18 protein-coding genes, 1 tRNA gene, 1 other RNA gene and 1 riboswitch are annotated in these 22,920 nt (G+C 72.1%); of the genes, 8 read left to right on the forward strand and 12 right to left on the reverse strand.

What is annotated here, in order from left to right; genetic code table 11:
- Window positions 1-7: 7 nt before the first annotated feature.
- The 3 genes from ABTU92_RS17935 to ABTU92_RS17945 all read right to left on the reverse strand — a co-directional run bounded on the left by ABTU92_RS17935 (window position 8) and on the right by ABTU92_RS17945 (window position 2,051).
- Entirely contained in the window at window positions 8-937 is a 930-nt protein-coding gene (locus tag ABTU92_RS17935; protein WP_408092997.1) for an SDR family oxidoreductase, read from the reverse strand.
- 79 nt (window positions 938-1,016) lie between these two features.
- Window positions 1,017-1,093, reverse strand: a tRNA-His gene (locus ABTU92_RS17940).
- A gap of 244 nt (window positions 1,094-1,337) precedes the next feature.
- Entirely contained in the window at window positions 1,338-2,051 is a 714-nt protein-coding gene (locus ABTU92_RS17945; RefSeq protein ID WP_408092998.1) for an AAA family ATPase, read from the reverse strand.
- Window positions 2,052-2,616: 565 nt separating this feature from the next.
- Between ABTU92_RS17945 and ABTU92_RS17950 the strand changes: the two genes are divergently transcribed.
- From ABTU92_RS17950 to ABTU92_RS17975, 6 genes are all read left to right on the forward strand, one after another.
- A complete protein-coding gene (locus tag ABTU92_RS17950; protein ID WP_408092999.1) occupies window positions 2,617-5,508 on the forward strand; it encodes a monovalent cation/H+ antiporter subunit A in 2,892 nt (963 codons plus the stop codon).
- Entirely contained in the window at window positions 5,509-5,874 is a 366-nt protein-coding gene (locus tag ABTU92_RS17955; RefSeq protein ID WP_408093000.1) for a Na+/H+ antiporter subunit C, read from the forward strand. It abuts the gene before it with no gap.
- A 106-nt stretch (window positions 5,875-5,980) separates the two neighbouring features.
- On the forward strand, window positions 5,981-7,570 hold the full coding sequence (locus ABTU92_RS17960; protein ID WP_408093001.1) for a monovalent cation/H+ antiporter subunit D: 1,590 nt from the start codon (window positions 5,981-5,983) through the stop codon (window positions 7,568-7,570).
- On the forward strand, window positions 7,567-8,073 hold the full coding sequence (locus ABTU92_RS17965; RefSeq protein ID WP_408093002.1) for a Na+/H+ antiporter subunit E: 507 nt from the start codon (window positions 7,567-7,569) through the stop codon (window positions 8,071-8,073). Before ABTU92_RS17960 ends, ABTU92_RS17965 begins: the two co-directional genes overlap by 4 nt.
- Window positions 8,074-8,078: 5 nt before the next feature.
- On the forward strand, window positions 8,079-8,348 hold the full coding sequence (locus ABTU92_RS17970) for a K+/H+ antiporter subunit F (RefSeq protein ID WP_408093026.1): 270 nt from the start codon (window positions 8,079-8,081) through the stop codon (window positions 8,346-8,348).
- A gap of 8 nt (window positions 8,349-8,356) precedes the next feature.
- On the forward strand, window positions 8,357-8,743 hold the full coding sequence (locus ABTU92_RS17975) for a Na+/H+ antiporter subunit G (RefSeq protein WP_408093003.1): 387 nt from the start codon (window positions 8,357-8,359) through the stop codon (window positions 8,741-8,743).
- Here ABTU92_RS17975 and ABTU92_RS17980 read toward each other — a convergent pair whose 3' ends face one another.
- The 4 genes from ABTU92_RS17980 to ABTU92_RS17995 form a co-directional block, all read right to left on the reverse strand.
- Window positions 8,744-9,553 carry an ABC transporter substrate-binding protein gene (locus ABTU92_RS17980; RefSeq protein ID WP_408093004.1) on the reverse strand — a complete coding sequence of 270 codons (810 nt, stop codon included), beginning with the start codon at window positions 9,551-9,553 and terminating at the stop codon, window positions 8,744-8,746.
- A 281-nt stretch (window positions 9,554-9,834) separates the two neighbouring features.
- The gene (locus tag ABTU92_RS17985) at window positions 9,835-10,614 is read right to left on the reverse strand and encodes an ABC transporter ATP-binding protein (protein ID WP_408093005.1); all 780 of its coding nucleotides are present in this window, start codon (window positions 10,612-10,614) and stop codon (window positions 9,835-9,837) included.
- Complete coding sequence (locus ABTU92_RS17990) at window positions 10,611-11,645, reverse strand: FecCD family ABC transporter permease (RefSeq protein ID WP_408093027.1); 1,035 nt, start codon at window positions 11,643-11,645, stop codon at window positions 10,611-10,613. The genes ABTU92_RS17985 and ABTU92_RS17990 overlap by 4 nt, the downstream gene beginning before the upstream one ends.
- A 97-nt stretch (window positions 11,646-11,742) precedes the next feature.
- Window positions 11,743-11,951: riboswitch (cobalamin riboswitch) on the reverse strand.
- Window positions 11,952-12,209: 258 nt separating this feature from the next.
- Window positions 12,210-12,719 carry a thioesterase family protein gene (locus ABTU92_RS17995; RefSeq protein WP_408093006.1) on the reverse strand — a complete coding sequence of 170 codons (510 nt, stop codon included), beginning with the start codon at window positions 12,717-12,719 and terminating at the stop codon, window positions 12,210-12,212.
- 102 nt (window positions 12,720-12,821) lie between these two features.
- Here ABTU92_RS17995 and ABTU92_RS18000 point away from each other — a divergent pair, with 102 nt between their 5' ends.
- Together ABTU92_RS18000 and ABTU92_RS18005 are read left to right on the forward strand one after the other, a co-directional pair.
- Window positions 12,822-14,270 (forward strand): FAD-linked oxidase C-terminal domain-containing protein, encoded by a 1,449-nt coding sequence (locus ABTU92_RS18000; protein WP_408093007.1) that lies wholly within the window; start codon window positions 12,822-12,824, stop codon window positions 14,268-14,270.
- A 450-nt stretch (window positions 14,271-14,720) separates the two neighbouring features.
- Window positions 14,721-18,734, forward strand: a complete 4,014-nt coding sequence (locus ABTU92_RS18005) for an AsmA family protein (protein ID WP_408093008.1) — start codon at window positions 14,721-14,723, stop codon at window positions 18,732-18,734.
- Between the two features lie 107 nt (window positions 18,735-18,841).
- On the opposite strand, the gene ABTU92_RS18010 is transcribed toward ABTU92_RS18005, so the two are convergent.
- The 5 genes from ABTU92_RS18010 to ssrA all read right to left on the reverse strand — a co-directional run bounded on the left by ABTU92_RS18010 (window position 18,842) and on the right by ssrA (window position 22,356).
- On the reverse strand, window positions 18,842-19,132 hold the full coding sequence (locus tag ABTU92_RS18010; protein ID WP_408093009.1) for a ribbon-helix-helix domain-containing protein: 291 nt from the start codon (window positions 19,130-19,132) through the stop codon (window positions 18,842-18,844).
- Window positions 19,129-19,317 carry a DUF4169 family protein gene (locus ABTU92_RS18015; protein WP_408093010.1) on the reverse strand — a complete coding sequence of 63 codons (189 nt, stop codon included), beginning with the start codon at window positions 19,315-19,317 and terminating at the stop codon, window positions 19,129-19,131. Before ABTU92_RS18015 ends, ABTU92_RS18010 begins: the two co-directional genes overlap by 4 nt.
- 252 nt (window positions 19,318-19,569) lie before the next feature.
- Entirely contained in the window at window positions 19,570-21,054 is a 1,485-nt protein-coding gene (gene fumC, locus ABTU92_RS18020; protein WP_408093011.1) for a class II fumarate hydratase, read from the reverse strand.
- Between the two features lie 110 nt (window positions 21,055-21,164).
- Window positions 21,165-21,737 carry an SspB family protein gene (locus tag ABTU92_RS18025; protein ID WP_408093012.1) on the reverse strand — a complete coding sequence of 191 codons (573 nt, stop codon included), beginning with the start codon at window positions 21,735-21,737 and terminating at the stop codon, window positions 21,165-21,167.
- Window positions 21,738-21,986: 249 nt separating this feature from the next.
- Window positions 21,987-22,356: a transfer-messenger RNA gene (ssrA, locus tag ABTU92_RS18030) on the reverse strand.
- Window positions 22,357-22,920 lie beyond the last annotated feature (564 nt).

Below are 22,920 nucleotides of genomic sequence, written 5' to 3' on the forward strand. Positions count from 1 at the left end.
CCATGCGTTACGGACCACCCTCGCCGCCGACGGCGCCGAAGATTTGGCCCGTGGAGTAGCTAGACTCCGCCGAGGCGAGGAGGACATAAAGGCCGGCGAGCTCGGCCGGCTGTCCGGGGCGCTGCATCGGGGTGGTCGCGCCGAACTGCGGGATGCGGTCAGGCGGCTGGCCACCCGTCACCTGGAGCGGAGTCCACACCGGGCCCGGAGCGACGCCGTTGACCCGAATGCCCTTATCCGCGAGCTGCTTGGCGAGCGACTTGGTGAACACCATAATGGCGCCTTTGGTCGCGGCATAGTCGAGGAGATTCTTTGGCGGCTGGTAGGCCACGACGGAGGTCGTGTTGATGATCGCCGAGCCGGCTGACAAGTGCGGGATCGCCGCCTTGGTGATCCAGAACATCGCGTAGATGTTCGTCTTTAGCGTCCAGTCGAGCAGCTCGGTAGTCAGCTCGGAGATCGAGTCCAGCGCGTGTTCGCGTCGAGCATCGGGTCGAAGATCAAGAGCGCGATCACGGGTGCCGTGGGCGGCGCCAGTGCGGTCGGCGTGGGCACGCCGGCTGGCGGCGCTGCTACCCCGCCTGGTCGCGCCCGCGGTGGGCCGGTCCAGTTCGGCCGCGCCTACATCGTCGGTGAGCGTGGGCCGGAGCTGTTCGTGCCCGGCCGGTCCGGGACGGTCATCCCGAGCGATGCGCTCCTTAGCCTCACGGCGGACGGATCGAGCGCGCTCGCCGAGCGCAGCGCGGCTCGCGGCGGCGATATTCAGATGACGAACCACTGGACCATCTCGGGCGCCAACGACCCGCGGGCGGTCTCGCGGCAGGTCGAAGCCCGATTCAACGCGATGCTGCGACAGATCGAGTCGGGCGAGCGGCTCGGGCCGGGCGGGACGGCTGCGCATGCGCGTTGGTCGGCTCGCGGCGACGAAGCGGCGCATTCCGTGCCCCCGGCGTGTCCCCAGATGAGGTTTGGGGCTCTTCGGCCGGCGAGCTTTTGGCGTTAAGTATTTGATTTGGTGGTACAGCTGGGTGGACTCGAACCACCGACCTCCTGATCCACAGTCAGGCGCTCTAACCAACTGAGCTACAGCTGCACGGCCGTTCGCGGTGCGGCACCGGCGAGCGCGCGGAACCTAGGCGGAGACGGTTTTTTTTGCAAGCCGGACGAGGCGCCGTCCGGGTTTGCGCGATCATCGCCCCGGACGGGTGCGTTCCGGGCGGCTCGCGGCCGCCCGCACGTGCTGCCGGGCCGCGGAAGGCCGGCCGCACACGTCCGAACCGGACGGGCGATCGGCCGACCGGCGACTGGACGACCGGCGCCTGGACGACCGGCGGCCGTCAGGCGGCCCGGCTGGCGACCGGGGCCATGACCCGCGGATCGGTGCCGCGCGGATCGGCGGCGCGGGCGTGGGCGAGGTTGACGGCGTCGACCGAGCGGGAGATCGCCGTCCACAGGCCGACGATCTCGGCGGCCGCCGCCGAGGTCGGGTCGACCTCCGGGGCCGAGGCGCCGGCGGCGAGCGACAGGGCGAAGCCGGCGCGCTGGGTGATCTGTCCGGACCACACCGGAATGCCGAGCTTGTCGAGATGGTTGCGGGCATAGGCGACGACCGGCGACTCCTTGTCGTCGCGGCGCGCCGGGGCGGCGTTCATCACCACGGCATAAGGCTTGTTGCGGTCCTGCGCGGTCTTCACGGTCTCGCGCACCGCGTGGAGGTCGAACAGGCCGGGCCGGGCCGGGATCACCACCAGGGTCGAGGCGCGGATCGCCTCGGACACCACCACCCACATGGTCGGCGGCGTGTCGATGAACACCCAGTCGTAGCCCTCCATCATGGCGACGGCGAGCAGGCCGTCGACCCCGCGGGCGGCGCTCTTGACGATCGGCTTGCCGTCCGGCCGCAGCGACTGCCAGAGGGTGAGCGAGCCTTGCGGGTCGGCGTCGATGAGCAGGCAGCGATGCCCGGCGAGGTGCGCCGTGGCCGCGAGATGCGCGGTGAGCGTGCTCTTCCCTGCGCCGCCCTTGCGAGATGCAAAGGTAATGACGTTCATGGGGTTCTCCTCGGCTGCCTGAACCGAGCCTGAGGGGAACATGGTTAACAGCCGGTAAACGGCTGTGGGGCTGGCATTTTCCGCCCCGCGCCAGAGTCGGGTGGCGAGCCTCGACGCCAGCGGCCCGATCAAGTCGTCATGAATTTGCCGCGAGATTCAAATTCTTGCCGCAATTGCGAAGGGACCGTTAAGGCATTCGGCATAGCCGCCCGCGACGTCCACCCTTGGCCCTCGAATTGTCCCCTGGAGCGGGCGGTCGCGCCGAATCACCGGCATGCGGACCAGCGGTTCCCGGGCCTGGGCGTCGTTCGTCGCGCGTCGCCGCGTCAGGCGCCTGTCGTTGCCCGACGGCCCCATGTCGCGCCGATCGAGACGCCGCTCTCGGTGCGGTCGCGAAGGCTGCGGGATTCTACGGACATCATGTCACAGCGATTCACCCCGGGATGATTCATATACCCCGAGGGCGTGCTCCGGAGGATGTCGAGGTGTCGGCCATGAGACTCGCGATCGACAGGCTCGCGACCCGCTCGTGGCCCCCCACGGCGGCGCGCCCGCATCCGAACCCGTGTCGCGCGGGGACGTGATGCGGCTGGCGCTGGTCACGCTGCTTCCCCTGCTCGGTGCCGTTCTGCCGCCGCTCGTCGCCCGGGCCGGTCGCGATGCCTGCACGGCGGTGGCCGCCGGCGTGACGCTCGCGGCGCTCGCCGTGCTGGCGACCGCGGCACCCGCCGTGATCGGCGGCGACATCGTGCAGGCGGGCACCGCCTGGGTGCCGCAGCTCGGCCTGTCGTTCCGCTTCTTCCTGGACGGGCTCGGCCTGTTCTTCGCCGCCCTGATCCTCGGCATCGGCCTCCTGATCATCGTCTATGCCCGCGCCTATCTCGGGCGCGACGAGCCGGTCGGCCGCTTCCTCGCCTATCTGCTGCTGTTCCAGGGCGCGATGGTCGGCATCGTGATCAGCGACAACGTGCTGCTGCTGGTCGTGTTCTGGGAGCTGACCAGCCTCTCCTCGTTCCTGCTGATCGGCTGGTGGCATCACACGCCGGAGGGCCGCCAGGGCGCCCGCATGGCGCTGGTGGTCACCGGCGGCGGCGGCCTGCTGCTGATGGCCGGCATGCTGCTGCTCGGCAAGGCGGCCGGCTCCTACGAGCTCTCCGAGATTCTCTTACGCGGCGACGTGGTGAAGGGCTCGCCGCTCTATCTGCCGATCCTCCTGCTGGTGCTCGGCGGCGCCTTCACCAAGTCGGCGCAGTTTCCGTTCCACTTCTGGCTGCCGCACGCCATGGCGGCCCCGACGCCGGTGTCGGCCTATCTGCACTCCGCCACCATGGTGAAGGCCGGCGTCTTTCTGCTGGCGCGGCTGTGGCCGGTGCTCGCCGGCACCGAGGCATGGTTCTATCTCGTCACCGCGACCGGGCTGATCACCATGCTGGTCGGCGCCTGGATCGCCCTGTTCAAGACCGACCTGAAGGCGATCCTCGCCTTCTCGACCGTCAGCCATCTCGGGCTGATGACCATGCTGCTCGGCTTCGGGACGCCGCTCGCTGCGCTCGCCTGCGTGTTCCACATCCTCAATCACGCGACCTTCAAGGCCGCCCTCTTCATGGGCGCCGGCATCGTCGATCACGAGACCGGCACGCGCGACATCCGGCAGCTCGGCGGGCTCGCGCGGCTGATGCCGATCACCGCCGGGCTGTCGCTCGTCGCCACCGCGTCGATGGCCGGCGTGCCGCTGTTCAACGGGTTCCTCTCCAAGGAGATGATGCTGGAGGCGGCCTGGCACACGCCCTATGCGGGCCTCGCCTGGCCGGTGCCGCTGCTCGCGACCCTCGCGGCGCTGCTCTCGGTCGCCTACTCGGCCCGCTACGGCATTGGCGTGTTTCTGGGTCGGCCGCGCGCCGCGCTGTCGCATCATCCGCACGATCCGCCGGCCGGGATGTGGCTGCCGGTCGCCGTGCTGATCGTCCCGGTGATCGCCATCGGCGTCGCGCCGCAGCGCGTCGCCGGCGGCATCGTGGCGCTCGTCGGCCAGGCGACCATCGGCGCCGCGCCGCTGCCCGACATCCATCTCGCGCTCTGGCACGGCGTGACGCCGGCGCTGGTGATGAGCCTCGTCGCCTTCGCGGGCGCGGCCCTCGTCTACGCGGCGCTCGCGCCGGTGACCCGCCTGCACGGACGGCTCGCCCGGCCGGACGCCAAGGCCGCCTTCGACGCCGTGGTGGCGGCGACCGTGCTGGCCTGCCGCAAGTCGACGGCTTGGCTGCACACCGAGTCGCTGCCGCGCTATCTCGGCATCATCACCGTCACGGTGCTGGCGGTCGGCGCCGCCGGCTACCTCGGCGGCACGCATGCGCCGGGCGAACGGCCCATGCTGCCCGTGTCGCTGCCGGCCGTGGTCGCCTTCGTGCTGCTCGCGGCGGCGAGCCTCGCGGTGCCGGCCGTGCACGGCCGCCGGCTGCTCACGCTGGTGCTCACCAGCGTGGTCGGGCTCGTCGTCTCGCTCGCCTTCCTGCAGTTCTCGGCGCCCGACCTCGCCCTCACCCAGATCACGGTCGAGGTGGTGGCGACGATCCTGCTCCTGCTCGCCCTCGAGCTCCTGCCGAAGCGCACGCCGCGCGCGGCCGGCCGCGGGCGCCTCGTCCGCGACGGCGTGATCGCCGGCACGGCCGGGCTCGGCGCGGCGGCGCTCGCCTTCGCCGTGATGACGCGCGACGGGACGACGATCTCGGACTATCACGTCGCGCAATCGAAGCCGGGCGGCGGCGGCACCAACATCGTCAACGTGATCCTGGTCGACTTCCGCGGCTTCGACACGTTCGGCGAGATCATCGTGCTGTCGATCGCGGCGCTCGCCATCGTGGCGCTGCTCGACACCGCCCTGAAGGGCGCCGCGGCGCGCCGGCTCGACACGCTCAAGCACGGCGTCCAGGCGGCCGACGCGCATCCGACCGTGCTGGTCGTCGTCTCGCGCGCGCTGCTGCCGCTCGCCCTCACGGTCGGCGTCTACATCTTCCTGCGCGGGCACAATCTTCCTGGCGGCGGCTTCATCGCCGGCCTGGTCGTCGCCATCGCGCTGATCATGCAGTACATGGCCTCCGGCTTCGACTGGACGGCGTCGCGCCGCCGCTTCGACGGCCACGCGCTGATCGGCGCCGGCGTGCTGGTCGCCGGGCTGACCGGGCTCGGCGCGCTCGCCTTCGCGCGACCGTTCCTCACCAGCTCCTACGGCTATTTCCACGTGCCGCTGATCGGCGAGATCGAGCTCGCCACCGCGATGCTGTTCGACACCGGCGTGTTCCTCGCCGTGGTCGGAACCGTGGTGCTGTCGCTCGCCCGCATCGCGCTGGTGCAGCGCCGCGCCGAACGCGCGCCGCCCGCCAAGGCGCCCGCCGCGCCTGCGCCGCCCCACGAGAATGCGACGGCCGCACCGGCCCCGCTCGCCGGAACGGAGGCCTGAATGGAGGGTCTCGTCGCCGCCTCGATCGGCATCCTCACCGCCGTCGGCGTCTATCTGCTGCTCCGGGCGCACAGCTTCCCGGTGATCATCGGCACCGTGTTTCTCTCCTATGCCGTGAACCTGTTCCTGTTCGCCATGGGCCGCCTGGTGATCGACCGGCCGCCCATCGTCGACAAGGCGGCGACGGCCTACACCGACCCGCTGCCCCAGGCCCTGGTGCTGACCGCGATCGTGATCTCGTTCGGCATGACGGCCCTGGTCGTGGTGCTGGCGCTGCGCGGCTATCTCGAGACCGGCACCGACCGGGTCGACGGCACGCGCGACGACGATGCCCCCGTCACCGACCGCGCCGGAGAGCGGCCGTGATGACGATCGCAGCAAAGTGCCCCGAGCGCCGGCACGCCACCTCTCCCCGCTGTGCGGGGAGAGGGAACCCCGGCCGCTCCGACCCGGCGCACCAAGGAGCGCCGGTATGACCCCGCCCCTGCCCTCGCCCGCGACCGCCGCGATCGTGTTGCCGATCGCGCTCCCGGCGCTCGTCGCCGCCGCGCTCGTGCTGTTCTTCCGCGGCCGCCGCGCCGTGCAGCGCGTCATCTCGCTCGGGGCGACGGCAGCGCTCTTCGCCGTCGCGCTCGGCCTCTACGCGGTGGCGCGCGACGGGGCGGTCGCGCCCTACTATCTCGGCCACTGGCCGGCGCCGTTCGGCATCGTGCTGGTGCTCGACCGGCTCTCCGCCACCATGCTGGTGCTCACCGCCGGTCTCGGCCTCGCCGTCGCACTTTATTCGCTCGGCGGCTGGGACATGCGCGGGCGGCACTTCCACGCGCTCCTGCAGTTCCAGCTGATGGGGCTGAACGGCGCGTTCCTGACCGGCGACGTGTTCAACCTGTTCGTCTTCTTCGAGGTGATGCTGATCGCCTCCTACGGGTTGATGCTGCACGGTGGCGGCGCGCGGCGTCTCACCGCCGGCCTCGGCTACGTCGCCATCAATCTCACCGGCTCCACCCTGTTCCTGTTCGCGGTCGGCCTGATCTACGCCGTCACCGGCACGCTCAACATGGCCGACCTCGCCGACAAGGTGGCGACCGTGCCGCCGGGCGACGTCGCGATCCTGCGCACCGGCGGCCTCCTGCTGCTCGTGGTGTTCGCCCTGAAGGCCGCGCTGGTGCCGCTGCACTGGTGGCTGCCCGGCGCCTACGGCGCCGCGCCCGGCCCGGTGGCGGCGCTGTTCATGATCATGACCAAGGTCGGCGCCTATTCGATCCTGCGCGTCTCCGTGCTGGTGTTCGGCGTCGAGGCCGGCGCGCTCGCCGATCTCGCCGCACCCTTCGTGCTGCCGGCCGCGCTGGCGACGCTGGTGATCGGCGCCGCCGGCGTGCTGGCGAGCCGCACGCTCTCGGCGCTGGCCTGCTTCGCCGTCGTCTGGTCGATGGGCTCGCTGCTCGTCGCGATCGGCCTGTTCGACCGGGGCGGCGTCGCGGCCGGGCTCTATTATCTGGTCCACTCGACGATCGCGGGCGCCGCGCTGTTCCTGCTGGTCGACCTTCTCGGCCCGCTGCGCGGGCGCGCCGTCGACCGTATCGCCGCGACGCCGCCGCTGCCGGCGGCCGCGCTCCTCGCCGGCCTGTTCTTCGCTGCCGCGATCGCCGTCACCGGCATGCCGCCGCTCTCCGGCTTCCTCGGCAAGCTCTTGATCCTCGACGCGAGCGGGGCGGCGCCCGGCGCGGCCGTGGTGTGGACCGTGCTGCTCGCCACCAGCCTGATCGTGATTCTCGGCTTCGCCCGCGCCGGCAGCACCGTGTTCTGGAAGGCGCTTCCGGCGCGGCCCGACGGCGACGCCGAGCCCGGCGCGCATCACCGCCCCGCGGCGCCGCCGCGCCTCGCCGTCGCGATCTGCGCGGCGCTGCTCGCCGCCACGGCGCTGCTGTCCGTGTTCGCCGGCCCGCTGACGTCGGAGCTCGAGGCGACGACAGCGCAGCTCTTCGACACCGCTGCCTATCGCCGGGCCGTGCTCCCGGCCCGCACCGCCGCGGCCGTCGCCGACGGGGAGGTCGGGCCATGAGCGCGCGCTCCACGCGGGAACGGCTGCTGCCGCACCCGATGCTCAGCGTCGTCGTCGCGATCGTCTGGATCGGGCTCGCCAACGACATCTCGGTCGGGAACATCGTGCTCGGCGCGGCGCTCGGCCTCGCGATTCCCGCCTGGACGGCCTGCTGGTGGCCGGAGCGGCCGAGGATCAAGCGCCCGCTCACCATCGCGGCCTATATCGGCGTGGTCGCCTGGGACATCGTCGTCTCCAACATCGAGGTGGCGCGGCTGATCCTGTTCCGGCGCGGCGCCTCGCTGCAGTCCGTGTTCGTCACGGTGCCGCTCGCGCTGAAGACGCCTGAAGCGATCACGATGCTGGCCGGCACCATCACCATGACGCCCGGCACCGTCTCGGCGGACCTCTCCGCCGACGGCCGCAGCATCCTCGTGCATTGCCTGGACGCCGCCGATCCGGACGCCGTGGTGCAGCAGATCAAGACCCGCTACGAGCGCCGCCTGAAGGAGATCTTCGAATGACCGGACTGATCGAGATCGCCTGCATGATCGCGCTCGCGGCGATCGCCGTCGCGGCATTGCTCAATCTGTACCGCCTCGTCGTCGGCCCGGACGTGCTCGATCGCATCCTGGCGCTCGACACCATGGTGATCAACGCCATCGCCCTGATCGTCGTGATGGGGGTGTGGTACGGCACCGCGATCTATTTCGAGGCGGCGCTGCTGTTCGCCATGGTCGGCTTTCTCACCACCGTGGCGTTCTGCAAGTACCTGCTGCGCGGCAACGTGATCGAGTGAGCCCCGCGATGGACCTGTCACAGATCACCGCGTCCGAGATCGTCGTCACCGGCCTGATTCTGGTCGGCACCGTCTTCCTGTTCGTCGGCTCGCTCGGTCTCGCGACGCTGCCCGACCTGATGCGCCGCCTGCACGCGCCCACCAAGGCGACGACGCTCGGCATCGGCGCGATGCTGATCGCCTCGATGCTGTGGTTCGACCTGCAGCACGACGCCCTGTCGTTCCACGAGCTCTTGATCGCGCTGTTCCTGTTCATGACGGCGCCGGTCTCGGCCCACATGATCGCCAAGGCGCACATGCTTCGCGACAAAGCCACGCAGGAGGCGCTGCCGCCGGCGGCCGACTCGGGCTGGGCGACGCTGACGCCACCCTCCGTCGACGCCCGCGAGAGCTGATCAGGGCGCGACGCGCGAGTCGTGGCCGGGCGCGTCACGCGCCAGCGCCTCGGCGAGACGATCGAGCCCCGCCGCCAGCATCGGGCCGCCGCAGATCGTCAGCATCTCGGGGATGACGATGCGCTTCTCCGGCGGATAGAGGCGCTGCAGCGCCGGATGCAGCAGAAAGGCCTGGCCCTGGTCCTCGGCCGTCGTCAGGTCCGAGGCGACCAGCACGAGGTCGGGCTTGGTCGCGACGATCTGCTCGAGCGTCGCGAATCCGCCCGTGGCGATGCCCATCTCGGATGCCGCATTGATCAGCCCTGCCTCCGCCAGGAGCGAGCTCGTGAGACTGTCGGCGCCGGGAATCCAGCCGCGGCGCGACACCGCGAGCACGCGCAGCCCCTTGCGGGTCGCGACCGCGCGCAGCCGCACCACCGCCGCGTCGATCGCCGCGATCCGGGCCTCCGCACGCTCCGGATGCCCGACGAGCGCGCCCATCCGGGCGATCTGCCGCTTCGCCTCGTCGATCGAGCGGACGATGTCGAAGTCGGCGACCCTCAGGCCGCGCCGCGCCAAGAGCTCGCGGGTCGCCCGCCGCTCGAAGCGGCCGGCGACGACGAGATCGGGCTTGAGCATCATCGCATCCTCGGCGCCGCCCGACATCATCGGGAACCGCGCCGCCTCGGCGGCCGCCCAGGACAGTGTCGGATCACGCGCATAGGGGCTCAGGCCCGCGATCTGATCAGGATCGGCCAGGCTGAGCAGCAGCTGATCGGTGCACAGATTGAGGGAGACGATTTTTTTCGGCGGCTCGGCGGCGGCCGGCACGAGGGCGACGAGGAGGAGCGAGGCTGCGAGACCCGCTCCGGACCATGAACGACGGAGGCTGTGGAGACGCTGCAGGCCCCCCACCCCCGACCCCTCCCCGCCATGTGCTGGCGCACATGGGAGGAGGGGAGCCGAGGCGCCCAGCCCGATGACCGTCGAGATCGATCGACTCCCCTCCCCCCATTCGCCCTTGCGAATGGCGGGGAGGGCTTTGGCGCGCGGAGCGCGCCGGGGGTGGGGGGAAAGCCACGCAGTCATGCGCCGATGTCCGAGCAGCAGCATCACACCGCCGACCATGGCACCACGACCGGCTGGTCGGCGGCGCCGCCGCGCCAGGCCGTGATGCGGAAGACGTCGGCGAGCGGGCCTTCGCCGAGCGCCGCCTCGGGCGCGCCGTCGATCACCAGGCGGCCAGCGGCGAGCACTAGCACGCGGTCGGCGAAGCGGGCCGCGAGGCCGAGATCGTGCGTCACGACGAGGACGAGCGCGCCGGCGCGCGCGGTGCGCTGCAGAAGGCCGAGCACCTCGAGCTGATAATAGGGATCGAGCGAGGCGACCGGCTCGTCGGCCAGCACCACGGGCGCCTCGACGGCCAGCATGCGGGCGAGCGCGACGCGGCTCTTCTCGCCGCCGGACAATGCGGTGACGGGACGGTCGGCGAGCGCGTCGAGATCGGCGATCCGCATGGCGCGGGCCACCGCCTCGGCGTCGCCGCGCGACAGTCGCGCCGGATCGACGGCGCCGTGCGGATAACGACCGAGCGCGACCACGTCGCGCACCGGCAGCGGCCAGTGCACCACGTGCCCCTGCGGCAGGTACGCGAACCTTTTCGCTCTCTCACGTGGCGCCAGCGACGCCACGGCCTCGCCGCCGACCGTCAGCTCCCCGCGCGAGGCCACGAGGCCGGCGAGCCCGCGCAACAGCGTCGTCTTGCCGGCACCGTTGGGGCCGACCAGGGCGACGAGCTGTCCGCGCGGCAACGCCACCGACAGGGTCGTGATCACGTCGCGTCCGCCGACCGCGACCGTCAGTTCCTCGGCGACCAGATAGGGCGCGGTCACGACACGCCTCCGCCGAGCGAGCGCCGCTCGCGCACGATCAGCCACAGGAAGAACGGCACGCCGATCAGCGCGGTGAGCACGCCGACCCGCACGCTGGTGGTGGCCGGCAGCAGCCGCACCGCGATGTCGGCGGCGGTGAGCAGCGCGGCGCCCAGCAGCGCGCTGGGCACCAGCAGGCGGGCCGGATCGGGGCCGACCAGCGGGCGGGCGAGATGCGGCCCGACGAGGCCGATGAAGCCGATCGTGCCCGACACCGCGACCGAGCCGCCGACCCCGAGCGCCACGCCGAGAATCACGAGAAGCCGCGTGCGGGCGACGTCGACACCGAGGCTCGCGGCCGTCTCCTCGCCGAGGCTCAGCACCCGGAAGGCGTGGCGCTGCGACAGCAGGAGCGCGCCGCCGGCGAGCACGAAGGGCAGCGCCAGTGCCACGTGGCGCATGCTGCGGTCCTCCAGCGAGCCGAGCAGCCAGAACGAGATCTCCAACGCCGCGAACGGATTTTTCGCCAGATTCATGGTCAGCGCCGTGCCGGCCCCGGCCAGCGCGGAGAGCGCGAGCCCGGCGAGGATCAGCAGCAGCAGGCTCGCATTGCGGCCGGCGACGGCCAGCAGCACGAACACCGAGACGAAGGCGGCCGCGATGGCGGCGAGCGGCAGCGCGAAGGAGAGCACGTCGGCGAGCCCGGTGGCGATCACCAGCACGGCCCCGAAGGCCGCCGCCTGGGGCGCACCGAACAGCTCCGGCGCGGCGAGCGGGTTGCGCAGCAACCCCTGCAGGGCGGCGCCGGCGAGGCCCAGCACGGCGCCGACCGCGACGCCGAGGATCGCCCGCGGCAGCCGGATCTCCTGGACGATGATGCGGCTCTCCTCGCTGCCGCCGCCGAACAGCGCGGTCGCGACCTCGGTGGGCGACAGCCGCACCGAGCCGAGACCGAGCGACAGCAGCACCAGCACGGCGACCAGCGCCGACAGCGTGAGGATCACCAATGCCCGACGGCGGGATGCGTCGCGGGCGGTGTTTTCACGTACCATGTCGCGCGAGCGGTCCCGCTGCGCGAGCGGGTCGGCGACGGCGGAGCGGGCCGCGGCGGACAGCTTCAAGGGGAATCCTCCGTCGACCCACCGTCGACCGAACGTGCCTGTCGCCGGCCGGTCTCCTGGCTCGCGGATCAGGTCTCGTCCGCCTTCCCGGCCGCAGCGGCCAGTGGCGTTCGGACGAGGAGCTCCGCTCACAGTTGCGGGGGCAGCCGCGGTTTCGAACGTGTCCGGATCGGAGGACGTCCTTACCGTGTTCCCGTTTCACCTCCGGGTGGAGGCACCGACGACATCGGCGTTAAACCACGGCGGGTTGCCCGGCACAAGAACGGCTCGATGCAGGCTGGCGGCACCGGGAGGGTTCCCTCTCCCCGCGCGCAGGGAGAGGTTGGCTCGCCGCGCAGCGGCGAGACGGGTGAGGGGGCGCTTCCGCAAAGCAGAGACTCGCGGCGACGCCCCCTCACCCGACATCCGCGCTGGGCGCGCGAATGTCGACCTCTCCCCGCACGCGGGGAGAGGTAACGACGCGGCGAACGTCGGACGGCGAGTAGTCCTCTGCGCCTACACCCGCGCCGGCATGGCGACGCGGCGGCCGGCCGCCTCGGGGCGGGGCAGCATGGCGTGCGAGGCCTTCATCTCGGCGAGGCGGGCGGCGATCAGGGGCGGGGCCGGGGCGGCGCGGGCCGCGTCCATGTCGACGTGCAGGGCCATCACCTCCAGGGTGGCGGCCATCCAGCCTTCGTCGGCGTGGAAAAGCTGCTCGAAATAGTGCAGCCGCTTGGCGTCGTGGTCGAGGAGCTGGAAGGTTGCGCGCACCGCGTCGGAGGCCTTCAGCTCCCGCAGGTAGCGCACGTGGGTCTCGGCCGTGTAATACGAATGGCGCTGCCGGTCGACATAGTCGGTGCCGGCGCCGATCAGCGCCAGGACCTCGTCGGCGGCGCGATCGAACAGCACGTTGTAATAGGCCATGTTGAGGTGGCCGTTGTAGTCGATCCAGTCCGGCTCGACCCGCATGACGGACGAGACGAACGGAGCGAAGAACACCGGCTTCAGGTCGGCATGGTCGAGCATGATGTTCATAAATCCAGTATGGCAGCGAATCATGACGAAGTCGCGAGCCCGTGTCCGCTTTGCGACGCTGCACCGCACACCCGAAAAGGCGTTTGACCGTCCATGACTTCGCTTGCCCACCCGGCCGCGGCGCCGGCTTCGGTCCGGCCGTCGCGTTCCGCCGTCGAGTCCGTGATCGCCACGCTGGCGCAGGAATTCGGCCCGAGCCTCCTCACCACGGCGGCGGCCACCCGCGAGCAGCACGGCAACATGGCGAGCTGGCTGCCCAGCGAGGCGCCCGATGCCGTCGTGTTTCCGCAATGCACGGCCGATGTTCAAAAGATCGTGCGCATCTGCGCGGCCGCCGGCGTTCCGATCGTCCCGTTCGGCACCGGCACGTCGCTGGAAGGCCAGGTCAACGCGCCGTTCGGCGGCATCTGCGTCGACACCCGCGACATGAACAAGGTGCTGGCCGTCCATGCCGAGGATCTCGACGTGGTGGTCGAGCCCGGCGTCACCCGCAAGCAGCTCAACGAGTATCTGCGCGACCAGGGCCTCTTCTTCCCGCTCGATCCCGGCGCCGACGCGGCGCTCGGCGGCATGGCGGCGACCCGCTGCTCGGGCACCAACGCGGTGCGCTACGGCACCATGAAGGACGTCACCCTCGCCCTGAAGGTGGTGCTGGCCAACGGGGAGCTGATGACCACCGGCACGCGGGCCAAGAAGTCGGCCGCCGGCTACGACCTCACCCGGCTGTTCGTCGGCTCGGAGGGAACGCTCGGCATCATCACCGAGCTGACCCTGAAGCTGCACGGCATCCCGGAGGCGATCGCCGGCGGCATCTGCCCGTTCCCGACCGTCGAGGCGGCCTGCAACACAGTGATCACGACGATCCAGACCGGCATCCCGGTCGCCCGCATCGAGCTGCTCGATCAGCTCCAGGTGAAGGCCGTCAACGCCTACTCGAAGCTCGACCTGCCGGAGGTCCCGCTGCTGCTGGTCGAGTTCCACGGCAGCGAGGCCGGCGTCGCCGAGCAGGCGGCGCAGTTCGGCGACATCGCGCAGGAGCACGGCGGCGGGCCGTTCGACTGGGCGACCCGGCCCGAGGACCGCACCCGGCTGTGGCAGGCCCGGCACGACGCCTATTGGGCGGCCGGCGCGCTTCGTCGCGGCACCAAGTCGGTGGCGAGCGACGTCTGCGTGCCGATCTCGCGCCTCGCCGAATGCGTGGTGGCGACCCAGGAGGACATCGCCGCGTCGAACCTCGTCGCGCCGATCGTCGGCCATGTCGGCGACGGCAACTTCCATCTCGGCCTCTTGGTCGACATGGACGACGCCGACGAGGTCAAGCGCGCCAAGGCGCTGCTGGAGCGGCTGGTCGAGCGCGCGCTCGCCATGGACGGCACCTGCACGGGCGAGCACGGCGTCGGGCAGGGCAAGATGAAATACCTGAAGGCCGAGCTCGGCGCCCCGGCGCTGGCCGCCATGGCGGCGATCAAGCACGCGCTCGACCCGGCCGGATTGATGAATCCGGGCAAGATCGTGCCGGCGGACCTCGTGTCGCAGACGTGAGATCGCGGACGACGGCGCATCGTCTTGGTCGAGGCCGCCGTCCCGACTCGCAGCCTCGTGCCCCGGACAAGGCGCATCTGGCCACAGGCCCGAGGCGCCGCAGAGCCGGGGTCCAGGGGCCGCACAACCGGCGGCTCGGAAGGCGCCGGGGCGGATTCCTTGCCTGATCGCCCTGGGTCCCGGTTCGCGGCGCTTGGCGCCGCGCCCGGGACACGCGGCCGCGCTTCCCCACCAATGTGCCGCAACGCTTGCCGGTAAAGTGCCGTGGCGACATATAATCGCCGCTGATTCCCGCGAGAGTTCGAGTTCGGGGGCTCCTCGACTCCGGGACGCGCGACGGCGCTTTTCGCTGCAGCGGTATGCAGCGACGGCGGTCGCGATGTCCGGACGGCGGCGACGCTGTCGCGCCGTGAGCGGGACGTCCCCGGGCAGCGGTCCGGAGCGCTTTCGGTGCAGACCACCCTTCTCGGCCTGGCAGTGGCGATGATCCTGGCGCTGGTGACGGCGCTGGTCGGGCCGCATTTCGTCGACTGGGACGGGTTTCGCGACAGCATCGAGGCGGAGGCGACCCGCGCGGTGGGCACGCCGGTCGCCATCACCGGGCCGATCGACGTCCGCCTGCTGCCGACCCCCTCGCTCGACCTGAAGAGCGTCGCGCTCGCCACCGGCGGGGTGCGGATGAGCGCCCGCGGCATGCGGGTGGAGCTGGCGCTGGGCGCGCTGATGCGCGGCGAGTGGAAGGTCTCCGAGCTGACCCTCGACTCGCCGCAGCTCGATCTGTCGCTCGACGCCGGCGGCCGCGCGCGCGGCGGCGCGCTGCCCTCCGGCTTCGATCCCGATGTCCTGTCGGTCGAGCGTCTCGTCGTCGAGAACGGCCGCGCCGTGCTGGCCGATCCGGCGACCGGCGGCACCGTCACGCTCGACACCGTCTCGTTCAAGGGCGACCTGCGCTCGCTCGCCGGGCCGCTGCGCGGCGAGGGCGCCTTCGTCACCGGCGGCCGCGTCTACGGGGTGCGGGTCGGCGCCGGCCGGGCGGGCGCCGACGGCGGCGTGCGGTTGCGCCTCAATGTCGATCCGCTCGACCAGCCCTTCGCGGTCGAGACCGACGGCACGCTGTGGCTCGCCGGAAGCCCGCGCTACGAGGGCAACCTCGCGCTGTCGCGGCCCGCCGGCGCGCCGCTCGGCGTCGCCGCGAGCCGCCCCCGCGAGCCGTGGCGCGTCGCCGGCAAGGTCGAAGCGACGCCGTCGCGCGTGAAGCTGGCCCAGGCCGAGGTGACCTACGGGGCGGAGGAGCGCGCCGTCCGGCTCGCCGGGTCGGCCGACCTGGTGCTCGGCCGCTTCCCGCGGCTCGATCTATCCGTCGTCGGCCGCCATGTGGACCTGGATCGCCTCGATGGCGTCGCCTCCGCGGCTGCGGGGCAACCGGCGGCGGGGCCGGATGCGCTCCGTCGGTTCACCAGCGCCATCGCGCCGCCGATGCCGGTCGCGGCGACCTTGGAGGTCGACCAGCTCGTCGTCGGCGGCACGGCGTATCAGACCATCCGGGGCCGGCTGGCGACCACCGCCGAGGGCCTCACGCTCGACGGCGTCGAGCTGCGCCTCCCGGGCCTCACCCAGCTTCGCCTCGCCGGCATGCTGCGTTCGAGCGGCCCCGACCTCGCCTTCGCCGGCCCGGTGAGTCTCGAATCGAGCGATCCGCGGGCGCTCGGCGCCTGGATCGAGGGGCGCGCCGAGACCGGCAAGGACAGGCCGCTCGGCGTGCTGCGCGCCAAGGGCGACGTGGCGCTCGACCGCGACCGCATCGCGGTCGACGGCCTGTCGCTCGCCATCGACCGCAAGACCGTCGAGGGCCGCGTCGCCTACACGCGCGCCGCGTCCGGAACGCCGTCGCGGCTCGAGGCCGATGTCCGATCGGCCGAGGTCGATCTCGAAGGCGCCGTCGCTTTGGTCGGCGAGGCCTTTGCCGGCAGCCGGATCGGCTGGCCCGGCGAGGCGACGATCGGGGTGGCGGCCGGCAAGGTCGCCTGGGGCGGCATCGCGGCGGAGCGGGTCGAGGCGCGGGTCGGCTACGGCAAGGACGGGCTGACCATCGAGCGCCTCGCGGTCGGCGACCTGCGCGGCGCGACGCTCGCCGGCGCCGGCCGCATCGACACCTCGATCACGGCCCCGCAGGGCGCCGTCACGCTCGACGTCAAGGCGCCGCGCACCGACGCGCTGCTCGGACTCCTGGACGAGGTCGCGCCCGAGCAGGCCCGCGCGCTGCGCCGCTACGCCGCCGCACTGGGCGCCGCCGAGCTGCGCGCCCGCCTCGACGTCGCGCCGGCCCTGCACGATCCGGTCGCGCCGAACGCCAAGCGGTCGACGGCGAGCCTGTCGGTCGACGGCCGGCTCGGCACCATCCGATTGGCTTTGACGGCCGGCGCCACCGGCGATCCGGCCGATCCGACCAAGGCCCAGGTCCGGCTCGACGGCAGCGTGGAGGCCAAGGAAGGCGCCGCGCTCGCCGCCCTCACCGGGCTCGACCGGCTGGTGGCGCTCGATCAACGCCCGGCGACGGTCGCGCTGTCCGGCGGCGGCCGGCTCGACGGCGAGGTGACGGGCAAGCTCGACGTCGCCTCCGGCGGTCTGTGGGTGTCGGCGACCGGCAGCGGCCGGCGCGAGGCCGACGGCCCATCCGGCCGCGCCGAGGTGACCGTCACGGCCTCCGACGCGCGACTCCTCGTGCCGGCCGGGGCCGGCCCGGTGCCGCTGTCGCTGCACACCCGTCTGACCCTGTCGGGGCCGGACCTGCGGCTCGACGACCTCGCCGGCCGGCTCGCCGGGGCGAGCCTGAAGGGGCATCTCGGTCTGCATCTGTCCGAGCCGCGCGCCGTGACGGGTCGCATCGCGACCAGCGATCTCGACATGGCGCCGCTCGTCGCGGCGCTCGCGGGCGCGGCCCGACGCCCGGCCACCCCCGCCGGCCGCGATGCCGCGCCGTGGTCGGCCGAGCCGTTCGGCCGGCCCGGCTTCGCCGACCTGTTCGGCCGGGTCGAGATCGAGGCCGGCCGCGCCGTTCTGCTGCCCGGCCTGGTCGCCCGCGACCTGCGCACCGCCGTGCGCTTCGATGGTTTCGCCGTGGCGGTCGAGGAGGCGCGGGGGCGGCTCGCCGACGGCGGCCTGTCGCTCGATGCCGAGCTGCGGCAGGTGCCGATGGGCCTGTCGCTGCGCACCCGCCTCGCGCTCGCCGACGCCGATCTCGCCGCCCTGGTTCCCGGGTCGGGAAAGACCCCGCCGGCCGCCGGCCGCGTGTCGGTTTCGGCCGAGCTCGACGGTATCGGCCTCAGCCCGGCCGCGCTGGTCGGCGCCCTGCACGGCAGCGGCGCCGTCACGGTCACCGACGTGCAGCTCGCCGGGCTCGACCCCAAGGCGGTCGACGCCGGCATCGCGGCGGTCGAGCGCGGCCTGCCGCTGGAGCGCCTCGCCGGCTGGCTCGGCCCGGCGCTCGAAGGCGGCCGGCTGACGGTCGCCAAGGCGGGCGGCGCCGTCTCGGTGGTCGACGGCCGGGTGCGGCTCGGACCCATGGAGACGACCGCGGACGGGACCGACGTCAAGCTCACGGCCGGCCTCGATCTCGCCGCCGACGCGCTCGACGCGCGCATCACCCTCGTCGGACCGGGGCGCGACGACGCGCCCGGCGGCCGCCGGCCCGAGCTCGGCATCGCGCTGCGCGGGCCGTGGGCGGCGCCGAAGCGCACCGTCGACACCACGGCGCTGGTGACCTGGGTGACGCTGCGTACCGTCGAGCAGGAGGCGAAGCGGCTGGAGGTTGCCGAGCGCGAGGCGAAGCGTCGCGAGGCGCTGGCCGAGGCGGAGCGTGCCCGGATGGAGAAGGAGCGACAGGAGCGGGCCGAGCGTGATCGTCTCGCCCGCGAGGCGGCGGCGCGGGAGCGCGAGCGTGTCGCCCGCGAGGCCAGGGAGGCGGTGGCCCGCGAGGCGGCCGCCCGTGACGCAGTGATGCGTGACGCAGTTGCGCGTGACGCAGGGGCTCGCGAGGCGGTGGCGCGACCGGTCGGTCGGCCGGATGGTTCTCGGCCCGAAAGCGATCCGGCGTCGACGGCCAGTGCCTCGCCACGCGCGCCGGCGTCGACCGCCGGGGTGTCGTCCTCGGGCGCACCGTCGCGGCCGGCGCCTCCGCCGGCGACCCAGCCGAGCGTGCCGACGCCGGGACCGGCCGCATCAGCCGTCCCGCCGCGACCGACCGGCGATGCCGCCCCGGCTCTGCCGCCGCCCGTCGAGATTCGGACCCAGCCGGTCCGCTCGGCGGCTCCGGCCGGAGAGACCGGATCGGGCACCGCCGGTCAGACGTCCGCAGGGGCGCCCGGGGCGGTTAGGCCGGCCCGGCCGTCCAGCGCACAGGCGCAGCCGCAACCCGCGGCTCCGTCCCCGGTGCGATCGCTGATGCAGCTCTTCAATTTTCAGTGAGACGCGGAGGCGATCACCGCCTCGGTCCGCGGACCGAGGCAGGGATCGTCAGATCGAGGTATCTCGTGACCGCGAGAGTCGTCTCGCGGAAAATCGCGCCGAGCTGATCAGCTCGCCCGCATCGCCGACGCGGCCGGTCGCTCGCTCGTCTCGTGGCCGCCGCTGCCGGAGCCGCTGCCGGCGCCACCGGTACGATAGTGGTCGAGCACGAACAGGCGGATCGCCGACGAGAGATTGCCGTGACGGCGTTCGGAATCGATCGTCGACACCAGATCGGAGAGCGTGACGTGCCGAGCGCTGGCGATCTCCTTGAGCGCCTTCCAGAAGGCGTCTTCGAGGCTGACGCTCGTCTTGTGACCGGCGATCACGATCGAGCGCTTCACGACTGGGGACTTCATTCACCCTCTCCCGTCTCGAGGCGATGCTGGTCCAGCGTGCGATCCGCCTTGTCCTTCCGGGCCGCGAGCACCGTCCGTTCCGCCTTCGGCATCCCATGAAGAACACGGTTCTGCCCCGCGCGTTCCGCCGCTTCTTCGCGGTCCTTGCGTTTTCGCACTTTGCGCAGATTGACGATTTCGCCCATGGCGGTCTCCTTTCGGGGGTCTGTCCGGCCGATCCGGTCCGGCGGAGAGGCGCCGAAGGGGAGCGACCGAAAGGAGGGGGGCCCGCGCGAGACTCGCGACGGACCCGGCGACTATACGGCATTCCGGACGATTTGTTTCTGTGCTTCGCGTCGCGGTCGGGTGATGCCGGTCGGGTGATGTCGCGCAAGCGTGCACCGTCCCCGCGGCCGGGTCGAGAGACCCGGCAGCTCACGCCGATGCGGAGCGTGCCGTCAGTCCGGCCGAGTCATCGCGCGCGGCTCGATCATCCGATCGAACTCCTCGGCCGTGACGTGGCCGAGCCGGATCGCCTCCTCGCGCAGCGTCGTGCCGCTCGCATGCGCGGCCTTGGCGATCGCCGCGGCCTTCTCGTAGCCGATCGACGGGGCAAGCGCCGTCACCAGCATCAGCGAGCGGCTCATCAGGTCGGCGATCCGACTCTCGTTCGCCCGGATGCCGACGACGCAGTTGTCCGCGAAGGAGCGCGCCGCGTCGGTGATCAGCCGCACCGACTGGAGGAGGGCGAGCGCGATCACCGGCTTGAACACGTTCAGCTCGAAATGGCCCTGGCTCGCCGCCGTGGTGATGGTGGTCTGGTTGCCGAAGACCTGGCAGCAGACCATGGTCACGGCCTCGCTCTGCGTCGGGTTGACCTTGCCGGGCATGATCGACGAGCCGGGCTCGTTCTCGGGCAGCACGATCTCGCCGAGGCCGGAGCGCGGCCCGCTGGCGAGCAGGCGAATGTCGTTGGCGATCTTGAACAGGGCCGTCGCGGCCGCCGCGATGGCGCCGTGCACGAAGACCACGGCGTCGTGCGCGGCGAGCGCCTCGAACTTGTTCGGTGCGCTGGTGAAGGGACGGCCCGTGAGGGCCGCCATCTTGCGCGCGAAGAGATCTGGAAAAGCGGCCGGTGCATTGAGGCCGGTGCCGACCGCGGTGCCCCCTTGGGCGAGCGGGTAGAGCTCGCGCAGCGCCGTCTCGATGCGCGCCACCGCCGAGCCGATCTGCGCGGCGTAGCCGGAGAACTCCTGGCCGAGCGTCAGCGGCACCGCGTCCTGCAGGTGGGTGCGGCCGATCTTGACGATCGGCTCGAAGGCGGTCGCCTTCTCCTCCAGGGCGGCCTCGAGATGCGCCAGCGCCGGCAGCAGGCGCTCGGCGATCTCCGCGACGGCGGCGACATGGATGGCGGTCGGCACGCTGTCGTTGGACGATTGGCTCATGTTGACGTGATCGTTGGGATGCACGGGCGCCTTGGCGCCGAGCCCGGCACCCAAAAGCTCGTTCGCCCGGTTGGCGATCACCTCGTTGACGTTCATGTTGGTCTGGGTGCCCGACCCGGTCTGCCAGACGACCAGCGGGAAGTGGTCGTCGAAGCGGCCGGCCACGACCTCGTCGGCGGCCGCGACGATCGCCTGCGCGATCTCGGGCGACAGCAGGCCGAGCTCGCGATTGGCGTCGGCCGCGACCCGCTTCACCCGCGCCAGCGCCCGGATCAGCGGCAGCGGGATGCGCTCCTCGCCGATGCGGAAGTTGCGGCGCGACCGCTCGGTCTGGGCGCCCCAATAGCGATCGGCCGGGACCGCGATGGGGCCGAACGTGTCAGTCTCGGTCCGGGTTGGGCCGGACGGGGCAGGGGATGCGGTGCCGGACGAGGTGCCGGAGTCGGTTCCGGGCGATGATCCGGACTTGGCGTTGGGCTCGGTGCGTGCAGCGGTCATGGCGCCCTCCTGACCCGACGGAAGACCCGCCCACGGTCGATGGTTCCGCCCGCGACGGGCACGCGAGCGACCGGTGCGGCCGGCGCCACCGGCGGAGCCGCGTGGGACGTCTATTTCTTGCGGAAGCGGTCGAGCCGCACCACCTCGCCGCCACCGGCCGGCTTGTCGGGCGGCGGGTCGCCGGCGTCGGCGGTCGGGTTGGCGGGGGCCGGCAGCGGCTCCGGCGCCGGCGGCGGCGTGCGCTTCTGCACGGCGGGCCGCAGGGCGGTCGGGGCCTTGGCGGCGGTCTCGTTCGCCTCGTCCTCCGGCTCCTCGCCCTCGAGCTCCGACTGGACCGCGAACTCGAGCCCGAACTGGACGGACGGATCGAAGAAGCCCTTCACGGCAGTCAGCGGCACCACCAGCCGCTCCGGGATCCCGTTGAACGAGAGGCCGACCTCGAAGCCGTCCTCGGTCACGGTGAGGTCCCAGAACTGGTGCTGCAGGACGATCGTCATCTCGGTCGGATACTGGGCGAGCAGCCGCGGCGACAGCTTCACGCCGGGCGCCCGGGTGTCGAAGCTGACGTAGAAATGGTGCTCGCCCGGCAGCCCCTTCGCGGCGGCGTCCGCCAGGACGGTGCGCACGACGCCGCGCAGCGCGTTCTGGGTGAGGATGTCGTAACGGATGTAATCGGTCGGCATGTCGAACCTTCGGGCGCCCTCGACTCGCCGCATCGTAGGCGTCGCGGCGCCCGAACGCCACCCGCGCGGGCCGCACCCCCGATGGGCCTCCACAGCGGCGCCCCGTCGCGGCGCCCCGTCGGCCAGGTCGGCGGCCCGACACGACGCGCACCGGCCGTTGTGAGCGCGCGGCGCGAGAGAGTGCCGGTCGCGCGCGGGCGCATCGCGCCGAAGCGCCGGTCGAAAAAGAGAGCAACGGTGGAGAAAGGAAGTGGAGGCTTCTGTTGCCAGGTGCCTCCGAACCCCGCCTGCCGGTGCTACCCGTCAGGGCTTGAAGATCGGTCTTTCAAGCCGCTTACGCGGCCTGAGCAACCGGAGCATAGTTGTCGTTGGCAACTATTGCAGTGGCCCGATAACGGCGGAACCATGCCGGGCAAAAGCGCGTCCTTTACGCCCTCGTCGATCCTGTTTCGCCCCCGCCGGAGCCCAGTGGTCGCGGCCTGACGGCCGCGGCTGGGCTCGGGTGGAGGCGCCGGGTACCGCCCCCGGGTCCGAAAGGTTTATTACGACGGCCATTTATCGCCATAGCCGGCAAGCCGGCTCGCTCAATATAGGGACGTCGCGACCGCAACGGAAGAGCCACGGAACGCCGTGACGGCCAGCCGGCCACGAACGTCCGTCGGGTGCGCCGAATCGGCAACGATCCACCGGGCGGGTTCGCCGGAGGGGCGATGCGCGCGGCCCTTCGATGGACCGACGGCTCGCGGCCCGCGTTCGGCGCGTGTTCCCCGGGCCACCGTCGTCGGGCAGGCCGGCGACGGAGCTCCACGGCGCGCGGCGGCACCGACCCGTCTCCTTTGCATACACAGTGGCGCCGCCGCCACCCGGACGGCGCGGTCGGCCGGTCCGGAGGCGGCGCACCGTGCCGCGGCGGATCAGTTTCGCGTCGGTGTTTCGCGACGAGAAACGCCTCGTTCCACGATCCGCGTCGGACTCGCGTCTCGCGCGCGCTCCTGATCTCAGGGTTGCTGTTCGGGGCAGGTGTATGGTGCGGTGCGATAACCTTTGAAGCGCAATGCAGGAGACGCCGTTCGGGCATGCATATTATCGGCTGGACCGCGCCGGACAGCGTGATCGGCCGTGACCGTGACGGATGGAATCGGCGACTTGATCCGACAATTGCTGCATCCGCGTCGGCGGAGGG

The sequence above is a fragment of the Rhodoplanes sp. SY1 genome (assembly GCF_046000175.1).
Lineage (GTDB): Bacteria > Pseudomonadota > Alphaproteobacteria > Rhizobiales > Xanthobacteraceae > Rhodoplanes.